The sequence below is a fragment of the Corynebacterium comes genome (assembly GCF_009734405.1).
In the GTDB taxonomy this organism is placed as follows: Bacteria; Actinomycetota; Actinomycetes; order Mycobacteriales; family Mycobacteriaceae; genus Corynebacterium; species Corynebacterium comes.
Window position 1 is genome coordinate 1,583,500 of the sequence record NZ_CP046453.1, and the last position, 14,228, is coordinate 1,597,727.

General features: G+C 65.8%; 12 protein-coding genes. 10 read left to right on the top strand and 2 right to left on the bottom strand.

Annotation, left to right across the window (positions count from 1 at the left end; translation table 11 throughout):
• Window positions 1–48 precede the first annotated feature (48 nt).
• From CETAM_RS07650 to galE, 3 genes are all read left to right on the top strand, one after another.
• Window positions 49–1,038 (top strand): sigma-70 family RNA polymerase sigma factor, encoded by a 990-nt coding sequence (locus tag CETAM_RS07650; RefSeq protein ID WP_156228306.1) that lies wholly within the window; start codon window positions 49–51, stop codon window positions 1,036–1,038.
• 126 nt (window positions 1,039–1,164) lie between these two features.
• Window positions 1,165–1,845, top strand: a complete 681-nt coding sequence (locus tag CETAM_RS07655; RefSeq protein WP_156228307.1) for a metal-dependent transcriptional regulator — start codon at window positions 1,165–1,167, stop codon at window positions 1,843–1,845.
• A 6-nt stretch (window positions 1,846–1,851) separates the two neighbouring features.
• On the top strand, window positions 1,852–2,835 hold the full coding sequence (galE, locus tag CETAM_RS07660) for a UDP-glucose 4-epimerase GalE (RefSeq protein ID WP_156228308.1): 984 nt from the start codon (window positions 1,852–1,854) through the stop codon (window positions 2,833–2,835).
• A gap of 1 nt (window position 2,836) precedes the next feature.
• Here the strand turns inward: galE and CETAM_RS07665 are convergent, their stop codons facing one another.
• Window positions 2,837–3,913: a DUF4192 domain-containing protein gene (locus CETAM_RS07665; RefSeq protein WP_156228309.1), complete on the bottom strand. Its 1,077-nt coding sequence runs from the start codon at window positions 3,911–3,913 to the stop codon at window positions 2,837–2,839.
• A gap of 263 nt (window positions 3,914–4,176) precedes the next feature.
• Between CETAM_RS07665 and CETAM_RS07670 the strand changes: the two genes are divergently transcribed.
• Both CETAM_RS07670 and CETAM_RS07675 read left to right on the top strand, forming a co-directional pair.
• The gene (locus CETAM_RS07670) at window positions 4,177–5,277 is read left to right on the top strand and encodes a PAC2 family protein (RefSeq protein WP_156228310.1); all 1,101 of its coding nucleotides are present in this window, start codon (window positions 4,177–4,179) and stop codon (window positions 5,275–5,277) included.
• Window positions 5,278–5,313: 36 nt separating this feature from the next.
• Window positions 5,314–7,845 (top strand): DEAD/DEAH box helicase, encoded by a 2,532-nt coding sequence (locus tag CETAM_RS07675; RefSeq protein WP_156229433.1) that lies wholly within the window; start codon window positions 5,314–5,316, stop codon window positions 7,843–7,845.
• 9 nt (window positions 7,846–7,854) lie between these two features.
• Here CETAM_RS07675 and CETAM_RS07680 read toward each other — a convergent pair whose 3' ends face one another.
• A complete protein-coding gene (locus CETAM_RS07680) occupies window positions 7,855–8,481 on the bottom strand; it encodes a helix-turn-helix transcriptional regulator (protein WP_156228311.1) in 627 nt (208 codons plus the stop codon).
• A gap of 194 nt (window positions 8,482–8,675) precedes the next feature.
• Between CETAM_RS07680 and CETAM_RS07685 the strand changes: the two genes are divergently transcribed.
• From CETAM_RS07685 to CETAM_RS07705, 5 genes are all read left to right on the top strand, one after another.
• Window positions 8,676–9,800 carry an aromatic ring-hydroxylating dioxygenase subunit alpha gene (locus CETAM_RS07685; protein ID WP_156228312.1) on the top strand — a complete coding sequence of 375 codons (1,125 nt, stop codon included), beginning with the start codon at window positions 8,676–8,678 and terminating at the stop codon, window positions 9,798–9,800.
• 2 nt (window positions 9,801–9,802) lie between these two features.
• Entirely contained in the window at window positions 9,803–10,804 is a 1,002-nt protein-coding gene (locus CETAM_RS07690) for a PDR/VanB family oxidoreductase (RefSeq protein WP_156228313.1), read from the top strand.
• Window positions 10,805–10,815: 11 nt separating this feature from the next.
• Entirely contained in the window at window positions 10,816–12,189 is a 1,374-nt protein-coding gene (locus CETAM_RS07695) for an MFS transporter (protein WP_156228314.1), read from the top strand.
• A gap of 68 nt (window positions 12,190–12,257) precedes the next feature.
• Window positions 12,258–12,644 carry a DUF5655 domain-containing protein gene (locus tag CETAM_RS07700; RefSeq protein WP_197085693.1) on the top strand — a complete coding sequence of 129 codons (387 nt, stop codon included), beginning with the start codon at window positions 12,258–12,260 and terminating at the stop codon, window positions 12,642–12,644.
• Window positions 12,645–12,793: 149 nt separating this feature from the next.
• A complete protein-coding gene (locus CETAM_RS07705; protein WP_156228315.1) occupies window positions 12,794–14,209 on the top strand; it encodes a GntT/GntP/DsdX family permease in 1,416 nt (471 codons plus the stop codon).
• The last annotated feature ends 19 nt before the right edge of the window (window positions 14,210–14,228 follow it).

Consider the following 14,228-nt stretch of genomic DNA (forward strand, 5'->3'; position numbering starts at 1 on the left):
CACTGAGGCGTTGAACACATAAGACTGGCGACAATAGGAGGCCTCCTAATGACCACCCCTTCCCTGCAGGATTCTGACGTAGAGACCACCGACCGTGGAAGCCGTCGGGGGCAGACCAATGACAATCCGTCCGCAGACCTGGTCCGCGTATATCTGAACGGCATCGGCCGGACGGCACTGTTGAGCGCTGAGGAAGAGGTGGATCTCGCCCAGCGGATCGAGGTGGGGCTGTATGCCGCACACCTGCTGGAGCAGTCGGAGAAACCTCTTACCCGCGCCATGAAGCGCGATCTGAAGGTCCTGGCGAAGGACGGCAACAAGGCTCGCGCCCACCTGCTGGAGGCGAACCTGCGACTGGTCGTCTCCCTGGCCAAGCGTTACACCGGCCGCGGCATGCCCCTGCTTGACCTCATCCAGGAGGGCAACCTCGGTCTCATCCGCGCGATGGAGAAGTTCGATTACGCCAAGGGTTTCAAGTTCTCCACCTACGCGACCTGGTGGATCCGGCAGGCGATCACCCGCGGCATGGCGGATCAGTCCCGCACCATCCGTCTGCCCGTCCACCTCGTGGAGCAGGTGAACAAGCTCTCGCGCATCAAGCGTGAGCTGTACCAGCATCTGGGCCGCGAGGCGACGAACGATGAGCTGGCCGAGGAATCCGGTATCGAGGAGTCACGGATCGAGATGCTGCTGCGGCAGTCCCGCGACCCGGTGAGCCTGGACATGCCGGTGGGCGCGGATGAGGAGGCCCCGTTGGGCGACTTCATCGAGGACGCAGAGGCCACCGACGCCGAGTCCGCCGTCGTGGCCTCCATGCGCCACTCCGACATCCGTGCGGTGCTGGGCACCCTCGAGGACCGGGAGCAGGACGTCATCCGTCTTCGTTACGGCCTGGACGATGGTGTCCCGCGCACCCTGGACCAGATCGGCCGTCGTTTCGGTCTCTCCCGCGAGCGCGTCCGTCAGATCGAGCGCGAAGTGATGAGCAAGCTGCGCGACGGCCAGCGGGCCGAGCGTCTGCGCGAGTACGCCATCTAGTTTTTCCCCTTCGGACCAGTCCGAGGAATCAGCCGCCCCGCCCTCCCCGTTCGCCGGGGAGGGCAGGTTTTTTTAGGGTAGGCTACTACCCATTGCCTGGACATACTGCAGAAAGGTTCTCCTGACGTGAAGGACTTGGTCGACACCACAGAGATGTATCTGCGGACCATCTACGAGCTCGAGGAAGAGGGCATCGTCCCACTCCGGGCACGTATCGCCGAGCGGCTCGAGCAGTCTGGTCCGACCGTCAGCCAGACCGTCGCACGCATGGAGCGCGACAACCTTGTCGTGGTGCGTCCGGACCGCAGCCTGGAGATGACCGCGGAGGGCCGCGAACTGGCCACCGCCGTCATGCGTAAGCACCGCCTCGCCGAGCGTCTGCTCACCGACATCCTGGGGCTTGACATTCACCAGGTCCACGAGGAGGCATGCCGCTGGGAGCACGTGATGAGCGAGGCCGTGGAGCAGCGCGTCGTCGCTGTCCTCACGGATGCCTCCCGCTCCCCTTTCGGTAACCCGATCCCGGGCCTGACGGAACTCGGCGTCGCAGCTGACGCCACCGCCCACCACGGCATCCGTGCGGTCGATCTGCCGACGGGCTTTCCCGTGGACGCACGGATCGTGCAGATCAACGAGATCCTGCAGGTGGACGCTCCGCAGTTCGCGGCTCTCCATGACGCAGGCATCACCGTCGGCGCCACCGTCACCGTCACCAACGACAACGGCACCGTCACCCTCAGTACGGGCGCCGCTGAGGTGGAGCTCGACCCCGATCTGGCCCATGCGATCCGTGTGGAGAAGGTGTAACTGCAGATGAAGCTTCTGGTCACCGGCGGAGCCGGTTATGTGGGTAGCGTCTGTGCGCAGGTCCTCGTCGAGGCCGGCCATGACGTCGTGATCGTGGACAACTTCTCCACCGGCAACCGCGAGGCCGTGCCCACCGGGGCCCGCCTGGTTGAGGGGGATGTCCGCGACGTGGCCGATGAGGTGCTCGCAGAGGGTGGCTTTGACGGGGTCATCCACTTCGCCGCCCGCTCGCTCGTGGGCGAGTCCATGGTCAAGCCCGAGGAGTACTGGCAGCACAACGTGGTGACCACCCTGGTGCTTCTTGACGCCATGCGGGCCCACGCCGTCACCAACCTCGTGTTCTCCTCCACCGCCGCCACCTACGGCGAGCCGGATCAGGTCCCCATCACCGAGGACATGCCCACCTCGCCGACCAACCCCTACGGTGCGACGAAGCTGGCGATCGACCACGCGATCACCTCTTATGCCCAGGCCCACGGGCTGGGCGCCACGAGCCTGCGCTACTTCAACGTCGCGGGCGCGTACGGGGCGATCGGCGAGAACCGGGAGGTCGAGACCCACCTCATTCCCCTGGTCCTGCAGGTGGCGCTCGGCCACCGCGAGAAGATCTTCATGTTCGGCGACGACTGGCCCACCCCGGACGGCACCCCGGTGCGCGACTACATCCACATCCGGGACCTGGCCGACGCTCACGTCCTGGCACTGGAGTCCAACCGGCCGGGCACGCACCGGATCTACAACCTGGGCTCGGGCGACGGTTACTCCGTCAGGCAGGTGATCGAGATGTGCCGGAAGGTCACCGGTCACCCCATCCCGGCGGAGGTGGCGCCGCGGCGTGCCGGCGACCCGGCCGTGCTCATCGCCTCCTCGGAGAAGATCCAGGCGGAACTCGGGTGGAACCCCACCCGGACGGACCTGGAGACCATCGTCACCGACGCCTGGGCCTTCACCAGCCGCCTGGGCGACAGGGCCTGGTCCGCGAAGCGCTGAGTCAGGCGGCCTCCAGCCCGACGCCGTCCGTGATGTCGTGTGCGGTTCGCACCATGCGGGAGCCCTCACGTACGGCCTGCAGGAGGGTGTCGAAGGCGCCGGCCCGGCAGGCGTCGAGAAGCAGAACCGACAGTGTGTGCCCGGGGTCCTCGACGAGGACCGCGGCCAGGGCGGGCATGGCGCGCATCGGGAGCTTGAGTTCGAGGGCGCAGACGGCGTAGAGCGCGAGCGCGTTGAGGCGGACGATTCCGTCGAAGGTGCGTGCGGCAGCAAGCAGGATTCTGGCGGCGGGTGCTGCCTGGCGCAGTGTGTCCTCGATGATGATGTCGCGGAGCGTGGCGTTGCCCAGCACGACGCCGATGGTGAGCAGGGTCTCCTCGTCTGCCATGAGGTCGGCGACGGTGAGGTCCTGCTCCTCGATCTCGGTGAGCAGGAGACCGATGTCGGCGGCGAGGCCGGCGACACCGCCCCGGTCCGGCGCGTTGAGCAGACTGTGGGAGTGGCGATGGGCGAAGTCGCTGAGCTGGTCGCATTCCGTCGGGGTGAAGGAGGGGTTGAAGCGGGCGAACTGCTCGAAGGTCTCCTCCCGGTTCAGATCCGGGAGCATGCCGTTGGCCAGCAGCGACGCCATGGCCTGTGCCTGAACGACGGGCGCGATGACGTCGTCGAACCAGACCTCCGACCAGTTCTCCTCACCGGGTACGGGTGCCGGGCCGAAGGCGATCTGGACGGGTTCGCCGGTGAGGATCTCGGGGGTCACCCAACAGGCGTGGATGGGCATGATGCAGGTCCGCACCAGGGCGAGGAGGGTGTCGATGATCTCCTCGATCTCTTCCTCACTGCGGCGGGTGACCACGAAAGCGAAGATCAGGTCCTCCCCGGACTCGTCGAGGGTGCGGGCGACGTCGGGGAGATGGCGCAGGTCATCGATGTCCAGCCGGATGACGGGCCCGAGCCGGAAGCGGTTCTGGGCGCCGGTGGAGTCGAAGGCGGCGAAGATGACGGAGTCGTGCGGGTAGAAGCCGAGGATGCCCGGCAGGTTGGCGGCGAGTTGTCCTGGTGAACTGAGCGCTGTCATGGCTCCGACACTCCCCTCTGCCCGGCCACGGCGCGAGGCCTGGCCTGTGTCCCCGGACCCGTGCCTGTGGATGAAGGGTGGTTATCCACACCCGGAAAAGCCCGTTGTGGCGGTTCGATGGATAATCGGGCAGGATGGTGCGGTTACACTGGAGGAACGTTTTTCGCCTCTGCCGCTGATTCCCGGGATTAATGTCACCGGGGTCAGCGTTGCAATAGGTATTACCCCGGATCTGTGAAGGTCAGCGAAGGAGGATGGTGGGTATGCAGGACAATGAGCGCCGCATGTACGACTTGGAATACCCGGCCCCGGAGGTCGGCTCGGATACTACGGGTGGTCCCACTCTCATCGTCGCCCTGCAGGGCTACGCGGACGCCGGACACGCGGTCGAATCCAGCGCCGATCATCTTCTGGCGGCGTTGGACTCCCGGCCGGTGGCGTCCTTCAACAACGATGAGTTGATTGACTACCGTTCCCGCCGGCCCGCGGTAACCATGGACAACCACCGCATCACCGGCATGGAGAGCCTCAATCTGGGCATCCGGGTGCTGCGGGACACGGAAGGCCGTTCCTTCCTGCTCCTCTCCGGCCCCGAGCCGGATCTGCGGTGGGAGGCGTTCACCGAGGCCGTGGCGGATCTGGCGGAGAAGTTCGGTGTGGAGAACACCATCTGCCTCTACTCCGCCCCGATGGCGGTCCCGCACACCCGTCCGCTGGTGGTCTCCGCGCACAGCAACACGCCGGCGTTGGTGAACTCGATGTTCACCTATGACTCAAAGGTGGTGCTGCCCGGCTCTGCCTCGATGATGATCGAGCGTGTGCTGCACAAGCGCGGCCGCAACGTCGCCGGCTTCACCGCGCATGTCCCCCATTACCTCGCGGCATCCCCGTACCCGGCCGCCACCCACGAGCTTCTCGATGCCGTCGCACGCGCCTCCGGCCTCTCCTTCCCGCTCCGCGCGATCGAGCACGACATGACCCGGGTCGCCGGCCAGCTGGCGGAGCAGGTCAATGATTCCGCGGAGATCCAGCAGGTTGTCCACCACCTGGAGATCCAGTTCGACGAGGAACTGGAGCGCTACCGCGCCAAGCACCCGAAGGCGATGCTCTCCGGTGAGCACAACGTGCCCTCCGGCGATGAGATCGGCGAAGAGTTCGAGCGCTTCCTGGCCGCCCTGGATTCCACCGACCAGGACAACGCCTCAGAGGACGTCGGAGGCCCGCGCGAGCTGCCGGAGCAGACCGATCCGGAGGACATCTACCCCGAGGATCTCGAGGACGAGGATCCCGCCGACGAGGCTTCCGATCCGGAGGACATCTACCCCGAGGATCTCGAGGACGAGGATCCCGCCGACGACCGTTAACGGCAGGCTAGGGTTGGTTGGGTGAACCTCGCCCAGATGCTGCCCGACCTGTCCGACGTCCCAGAGTCCCTCCTGGACGAGTCGATCTTCGACTCCTTCCTCGCCTGGACCCGCACGCGCGGCATTGAGTTGTATCCGGCGCAGGAGGAGGCGGCACTGGGGATCCTGACCGGTGACAACGTCATCCTGGCCACCCCCACGGGTTCGGGCAAGTCGATGGTGGCCAACGCGGCGCACTTCATCGCCATGGCCCGTGGGCAGCGTTCCTTCTACACCGCACCCATCAAGGCGCTGGTGAGCGAAAAGTTCTTCGCCCTCTGCGAGATCTTCGGTCCCGAGAACGTCGGCATGATGACCGGTGACGCCACCGTCAACGCCAAGGCGCCCATCATCGCGGCCACCGCAGAGATCGTGGCCAACATCGCGCTTCGCGAAGGCTCGGCCGCAGCCATAGACCAGGTGGTCATGGATGAGTTCCACTACTACTCCGACCCGGAGCGCGGATGGGCCTGGCAGGTGCCGCTGCTGGAACTGCCCCGGGCGCAGTTCCTGCTCATGTCCGCCACCCTGGGTGACACGACCTTTCTGCAGGAGGACCTGACGCAGCGCACCGGGCGGACCACGACCCTGGTCGCAGGTTCGGAGCGACCGGTGCCGCTGGGCTTCTCCTACGTCTACACCCCGGTCCACGAGACGATCGAGGAGCTGCTCGAGGGGGGCAAGGCGCCGATCTACGTCGTGCACTTCTCCCAGCGGGAGGCCACCGAACGTGCGCAGGCGTTGACGAGTCTGAAGATCATCGACGACGAGACCAAGGAGAAGATCGTCGCCGAGATCGGCGGCTTCCGTTTCACCACCACCTACGGCAGGCAGCTGTCCAAGCTGCTGCGCCGGGGCATCGGCGTCCACCACGCCGGCATGCTGCCCAAGTACCGCCGCCTGGTGGAGCGTCTCTCCCAGACCGGCCTGCTCAAGGTCATCTGCGGCACCGACACCCTGGGCGTGGGCATCAACGTTCCCATCCGCACCGTGCTGCTGACGGGCCTGGCGAAGTACGACGGCACCCGCCAGCGCATCCTCAAGTCCCGTGAGTTCCACCAGATCGCCGGGCGTGCGGGGCGTGCGGGCTATGACACGGAGGGCACCGTCGTGGTCCAGGCACCCGAGCATGAGATCGAGAACTGGCGCCTGCGGGAGCGTGCGGGCACCGATCCGAAGAAGTTGAAGAAGTTGCGGATGAAATCCGCCCGTGAAGGCGAGGTCACCTGGTCGGAGCGGACCTACGAGCGCCTGACCACCGCTGATCCCGAGCCGATGAGTTCCCAGTTCCGCATGACCAACTCCATGCTGCTCAACGTCATCGCCCGCCCCGGCAACGGATATGAGCATCTCAAGCACCTGCTGCGCACCAACCATGACTCCCGCACCAAGCAGAACCGTGACATCCTGCACGCCCTGGAGCTGTTCAAGGGTCTGCTCAACGCGGGCATCGTGGTCAAGGCCGCCGACGGTACCGATGATCAGGGGCGCCCGTACCACCTGACCGAGGATCTGCAGCGGGACTTCGCCCTCAACCAGCCCCTGTCCCCCTTCGCCCTGGCCGCCCTGACGTTGCTGGACAAGGAGTCGGAGACCTACACCGTCGACGTCATCTCCACCTTCGAGGCGATCCTCGACGACCCCCGCCCCGTCCTCCAGGCCCAGCAGAAGCAGGCCCGTGGTGAGGAGATCGCGGCGCTGAAGGCCGAGGGCGTCGAGTACACCGAGCGGATGGCCATCATCGAGGACGTCACCTGGCCCAAGCCGCTGGAGGAGGAGCTCGAGGAGGCCTTCGGCACCTTCGCCGAGGGGCACCCCTGGGCCAAGGAATTCGAACTCTCGCCCAAGTCCGTCATCCGCGACATGATCGAACACGCGATGACCTTCTCCGACCTGGTGGCCACCTACGGTCTCGCCCGCTCGGAGGGCGTGGTGCTGCGCTACCTCACGGACGCCTGGCGCACCCTGCGCCAGTCCGTGCCCCTGGAGGCGCTCAACGATGAGCTCGAGGACGTCACCGAGTGGCTCGGCGAGCTCATCCGTCAGGTCGACAGCTCGCTCATCGACGAGTGGGCCCAGATGGGCGACGAGGACACCCCCATCTCCAAGGAGGCCCTGGAACGCGAACTCGCCTTCGGCCTGGAGGATCCCACCGCGCTGACCTCGAACCGGCGCGCCTTCACCATCATGGTCCGCAACCTCATGTTCCGTCTCGTGGAGCTCTTCGCGTGGGAGAAGGAGGACCGCCTGGCCGAACTCACCGAGTACCTCGACCGCGACGGGAAACCGGACTGGGGTGCCGAGCTCGACGCCTACTTCGACGAGTACGCCGACCTGGACACCGGATCCGACGCCCGCAGCGCGGAGTACTTCACCCTCACCCAGGACGGGCGTCTGTGGACTGCCCGGCAGATCATCAAGGACCCGGAGGGCGACAACGCCTTCCAGCTGGTCGCGGTGGTCGATCTGGACGCGTCTGACGAGGCCGGGGAGGTCAGGCTGAAGTCGTTGGAGATGGTGCGACGCTAGGCGAAGGGCTCAGTCACCGCCCGGCGCGACGCCGTCGGCCGGCGGTCCCGGGAGGTCCGTGAGCTTCTCCAGCATCTCCAGCCCCCGCTCCGCCCATTCAATCTCCGCCTCGGCCTGCAGGACCCGCCCCTCATAGGCGAATCTCTTGAAGGCGGTGACCTTCTCCCGCGCAGCTTCCGGTGTGTCCTCAAGGCGCCGCACCAGGGTGGGGTTCATGCCTGCTTCGATCCGTTTCATCTCGTCGAGAGCCTGCCGGCGTTGGGCCTTGAAGTGGGAGATGTGCTCGCGCAGGAAGCTCTCCGCCGACTCGGGTGTCCCCCACTCCAGGTAGGCGGCCTTGAGCCGTGCCGGATCCCGGTCGGCGACATAGGCCATCGGTTCCCGTTGCCATTCCCGCAGCGCCTGCAGTCCCCGGTCATTGATGGCGTACTCGGTCTTGGTCTCCCCCTTGGAACCCCAGGGCACGTCCCGGGTGTCCACCAGGCCTTCGCGTTCCATCTTCCGGAGCTCCGGATAGATCTGGGAGTTGGCGGCATGCCACACGTGACCGACGGAGGAGGCGAACTTCTTCGCGACGTCGTAGCCCGTCATGGGGGCGGAGGACAGGAGCGCGAGCAAGGCGTGTCGAAGGGTCACACCCCCTTCTTACCCCACCGCCTGCCCTGGTGTCGCCAGGATCTTCGCCGTGGTCAGCCCCGTTTCACTGTCTGGTCGCCGGGAAATATGCGCCCAGGTATTGCCCTGGCCCACAGATTGCCCTACTGTGTGATCCATCCCACCAACTATCTCACTCTTTAGATAGTTGCCTAGATAGCTCAGAGGAGAACCCAGTGACTGACCCGGCCGCCACCTCCACAACTACGGCAAAGATCCTCCCCCATCCGCTCAACGCCTGGTACGTCGTCGCCTGGGATCATGAGGTGACCAGTAAGGGCATCCTCTCCCGGAAGGTCGCCAACAAGCCGCTCGCGCTCTACCGCACCCAGGACGGCCGGGCCGTCGCACTGGCTGACGCCTGCTGGCACCGCCTGGCGCCCCTGTCCAAGGGCAAGCTGATCGGCCGGGACGGCATCCAGTGCCCCTACCACGGCCTGACGTACAACTCCGCCGGCCGGTGCACCAGCATGCCCGCCCAGGAAACCATCAACCCGTCGGCCGCGGTGTCGAGTTTCCCCATCGTCGAGCAGCACCGCTTCGTCTGGGTGTGGCTCGGCGATCCGACCCTCGCCGATCCCACGCTCGTGCCCGACATGCACCAGATGAACCACCCGGAGTGGGCCGGCGACGGCAAGACGATCCACGCCTCCTGCAACTACCAGCTGATCCTGGACAACCTCATGGACCTCACCCACGAGGAGTTCGTCCACTCCTCCACCATCGGCCAGGAGGAACTCAGCGAGGCGGAATTCGAGGTCACCCGCACGGAAGACTCCGTCACCGTCACCCGCTGGATGCATGACATCGACGCCCCGCCGTTCTGGCACAAGAACATGAACGACAAGTTCCCCGGCTTCGAGGGCAAGGTCGACCGCTGGCAGATCATCCACTACTACTTCCCCTCCACCATCTGCCTCGACGTCGGGGTGGCCAAGGCTGGTACCGGCGCACCCGAGGGCGACCGCAGTCAGGGCGTCAACGGCTACGTGATGAACACCATCACCCCCGAGACCGACCGTTCCTCCCACTACTTCTGGTCCTTCCAGCGCAACTACCGTCTGGACAGTCAGCTGATCACGACCCAGCTGCGCGAAGGAGTCAGCGGTGTCTTCGCGGAGGACGAGGACATGCTCACCGCCCAGCAGGAGGCGATCGACGCCAACCCGGACCACGAGTTCTACAGCCTCAACATCGATGCCGGCGGCATGTGGGTCCGCCGCATGCTGGAGCAGGCCCTGGCAGCGGAAGGCCGCTTGGACGCCGAGACCACCTACGCCGCCGTCGAGAAGAAGGCCTGACCATGAACGCCTCCGCACACGAATGGCAGGATGCCGAGGTCGTCGCGACGGCCGAGGTCGCCGACCGCATCCGCCGCATCACACTGCGCCCCTCCCGACCACCCCAGGGCAGAACCGTGCAACCCGGCGAACACCTGAAGGTGCTGGTGGGCATTGACGGGTCCGAGGTCAAGCGCTCCTACTCCATCGTCGATGCCGCACCCGACGGATCCGACGTGTCCCTGACGGTCTTCCACACCCCGAATTCCCGTGGCGGCTCCGCCTACATGCATTCCCTGCAGGTGGGTGACACTCTGCGCGTCACCCAGCCGCAGCAGAACTTCCCGCTCCGGATCGGAGCACCCAGGTATGTCCTGGTGGCAGGCGGAATCGGCATCACAGCGATCCGCGGCATGGCATCGCTGCTGCGCCGGCTGGGCGCGGACTACAGCATCCACTACGCCGCCCGCTCGCCGGAGGCCATGGCCTACCGCGAGGAGCTGATCGCCGAGCACGGCGACCGCCTGACCACCTACTTCGACTCCGAGTCCGTCTTCCTCGACGCACACGCGCTCATCTCCACGATGGAGGCCGGCGCCGAGCTGTACATGTGCGGACCGATCCGCCTCATGGACGCCATCCGGCGTGCCTGGCGCGAACTCGAACTGGATCCGACCAACCTGCGCTTCGAGACATTCGGCAACAGCGGCTGGTACGAGGCCCGGCGGTTCCGGGTCAACCTGCCCCGGCTCGGCGTCTCCACGGAGATCGGCGCCAACGAGACAATTCTGGAGGCGCTGCAGAAGATCGGCGTGGCGATGATGTACGACTGTCGACGAGGTGAATGCGGCCTGTGCCAGGTGAAGGTCACCGACGTCGACGGCCGTATCGACCACCGCGACGTGTTCTTCTCCGACCGCCAGAAGAACGCGTCCGAGAAGCTCTGTGCGTGCGTCTCCCGAGTTGTCCCCCATGACCCCATTTCCGCCACCTCAACCGCCCAGTTGACCATCGACGTCCCCTGAAAGGCCCCAGCATGGACATCAGAAAAGCCATCGACACAACACCGATGAGCAGCTACCAGTGGTACATCGTCGGACTCGCCACCTTCCTCAACGCCCTGGACGGTTATGACGTCCTGGCGATGGCCTTCACGGCCAACTCGGTCACCGCGGAATTCGGCCTGACGGGAAGTCAACTGGGCTCCCTTCTCAGTGCCGGCCTCATCGGCATGGCGGCGGGCGCACTGGTTCTCGGCCCGCTGGCCGATCGATTCGGACGACGCCGCATGCTCATCATTGCGCTCATCATCAACGCCCTGGGTCTGGCCATGTCCGCGAGCGCCGGCTCGGCGAACGAGTTGGGCCTGTGGCGCATCGTCACCGGCGTGGGCATCGGTGGCATTCTTGCCACCGTCACCGTCATCACCAGCGAGTACTCCAACAACCGCAACCGCGGCATGGCAGTGAGCATCTACACCGCCGGCTACGGCCTCGGCGCCACCCTCGGCGGCCTCCTGGCGGCCCAGATCATTCCGAGCTTCGGTTGGCGTTCCGTCTTCGCCGTGGGTGCCGCACTGACGACGATCGCCGTTGTGATCGTGGCCTTCAGCCTCCCGGAGTCGGTCGACTACCTCCGGGTCAAGCGCACCCCCGACGCCCGGACCCGTGTCCTGAAGATCGCCCACCGCATCGGCAAGACCGGCGTGACCGGTTTCGCCGAGCCCGCGCCGGGCACCGAGGCACCCCGGGCCAGGCTCTCCGACCTTGTCTCAGGACGTTTCCGTTCCACCACCCTCAAGCTCTGGGCGGCGTTCTTCTTCATCATGTTCGGCTTCTACTTCGCCAACTCCTGGACCCCGAAGCTGCTCGTCGAGTCCGGCATGACCGAGAACCAGGGCATCATCGGCGGCCTGGCACTCACCCTGGGCGGCACCTTCGGCTCGCTTCTCTACGGTCTGATCACCGTCAAGTTCAACGCGCGTCACACCCTCATGGTGTTCACGGTTCTCTCCGCGATCACTCTCGTCCTGTTCATCACCACCACCTCCATCCCGGCGCTGGCCTTCTTCAGTGGTGTCCTGGTCGGCATGCTCATCAACGGCTGCATCGCCGGCCTGTACACGGTCACCCCGCAGAGCTACCCCTCCGAGCTGCGCTCGAGCGGTGTCGGCTGGGGCATCGGCATCGGACGTTTCGGCGCCATCCTCGCACCCATCACCGTCGGTGCGCTTCTCGACGGCGGCTGGTCCCCCACCGCCCTCTACTCCGGCGTTGCGGTGGTCGTCGTCATCGGCGCCGTCGCGCTCATCGGCATCAAGCCCTACCTCGGGACCACCGGTTCCTCCGAACCGGCGGCCCCCGCGAAGCGACAGGAAGACTCCGCCCCTGTTCCCTCCGCCGCCAACTGAAACAACTGAGACAACATAACGCGCCACCACTCTTGCGAGGGGTGGCGCGTCAGTTGTCTACTGGAACCATGGACGAGAATTACGGGCGGGACATCCTCGACTATTTCGGCCCTCATGACACCGAACGCCGACTGTATGAGGTGTTCGCGGCCAAGGTCTTGGCAACGTTCCCGGACACCCGCGTGAAGGTGCACAAGACCCAGATCAGCTTCTACAACCGTCATCTGTTCGCTGCGGCCTGGCTTCCCTTCCGGCGGATGAAGGACCGGCCCCAGGAGTATCTCCTGGTGACCTTCGGCCTGGGGAGGCGGCTGGATTCACCCCGCATCGTCGAGACGGTCGAGCCATACCCCCGGCGTTGGACTCACCATGTGGTGGTGTCCACGTGCGAAGACATCGATCAGGAACTCATGGGGTGGATCGGGGAGGCGTGGGAGTTCTCGGCACACAAGTAGCCCCTGGCTCCGGGATGACGCCGCCCGCCTCGACCCCCACATTCCGTGCAATAGGTCACATCTAACCTCCTCCTATCGTTTAAATCGCGTTCGACTACTTATACTCCTTTTGATCATCCCAAAACTAACTAAAGGAGGAGAGAGACGCCATGACATCTACCGCCGGACTCGTTGCAGTTCTGTTGCTCGCCATCGTGCTCATTGTCTTTCTCATCGTGAAACTGAAGTTTCACGGTTCCATCGCCCTCACCGTCGCAGCCCTGGCGGTAGCCCTGGTCACGCAGGTGCCGTTGGGTGAGGTCGTCACCGTCATCGAGGACGGCGTCGGCGGCACCCTCGGCTTCCTCGTCCTGGTCATCGGCTTCGGCGCGGTGCTGGGCAAAATGCTCGAGACATCCGGCGGTGCCGAACGCCTGGCCACCTCCCTGCTGGATGTCTTCGGCGCCCGACGCGCGCCGGTGGCCATGTCCTTCCTGGGACTGATCGCCGGCATCCCGGTCTTCGTCGAGGTCGGCTTCGTGCTGCTCGTCCCGCTGGTGTTCGTCGTGGCCAAGGCAGCAGGGCTCTCCAGGGTCACCGTCGGCCTCCCGCTGGCGATCTCGCTGATGACGGTCCACTGCATCCTGCCTCCCCACCCCGCGGCCACCGCGATCGCCGGAACGCTGGGGGCGGACATCGGCATGGTGATCCTCATGGGGCTGATCGTCGGCATCCCGGCGGCTCTGGCCGGCGGCCCGCTCTACGGCCGCCTGGGCCGGCGCTTCTTCGCCGCCGTCGAGGACGTCGAGCCCGAGGACGCGACCGGCACCCCGGGCACCCCCACGGACAACGGTCCGACGGGATCCGGTGCCGTCGCCACGCGCACCGCGACCCGCGTCGTCGAGAAGCAGGCCCCGAAGGTGCTGCCTGGTTTCGGCATCACACTGCTGACCATTCTGCTTCCGCTGCTGATCATGGTGGCCAAGACCATCGCGCACCTGTTCATCGACCCGGATTCAACCGCAGGGCTGGTCATCGGTTTCATCGGTAACCCGATCGTCGCCCTGCTGATCTCCGTGCTCTTCGCCTACTGGTCCCTCGGCCTGGCGCAGGGCAGCAACCTCAAGCAGATCTCCGAGATCACCGACAACTCCTTCGGCCCGATCGGCGGCGTCCTGCTCATCATCGGCGCCGGCGGCGGCTTCAACGCCGTGCTCACCGCCTCCGGTGTGGCACCCGCGCTCGCCGACGCCCTGTCCGCCCTCCCCGTCAGCCCCATCATCCTGGCGTGGCTCATCGCCATCATCCTGCACTTCGCGGTCGGCTCCGCCACCGTCGCCATGATCTCGGCCGCGGGCATCGTCCTGCCGATGATGGCCGCCTCGGGCATCTCCCCGGAGATCATGACCCTGGCCATCGGCGCCGGAGCCATCGGCCTGACCCAGGTCACCGACTCCCTGTTCTGGATGTACCAGTCCTACATGAAGATCTCGGTCCAGCAGTCCATCAAGACGCTGACCGTCGGCACCACCATCGCTTCCCTGGTCGCCCTCGTCATGGTGCTGCTGCTCTCCCTGTTCTTCTAGACACCGTCCCCGAAAGGAT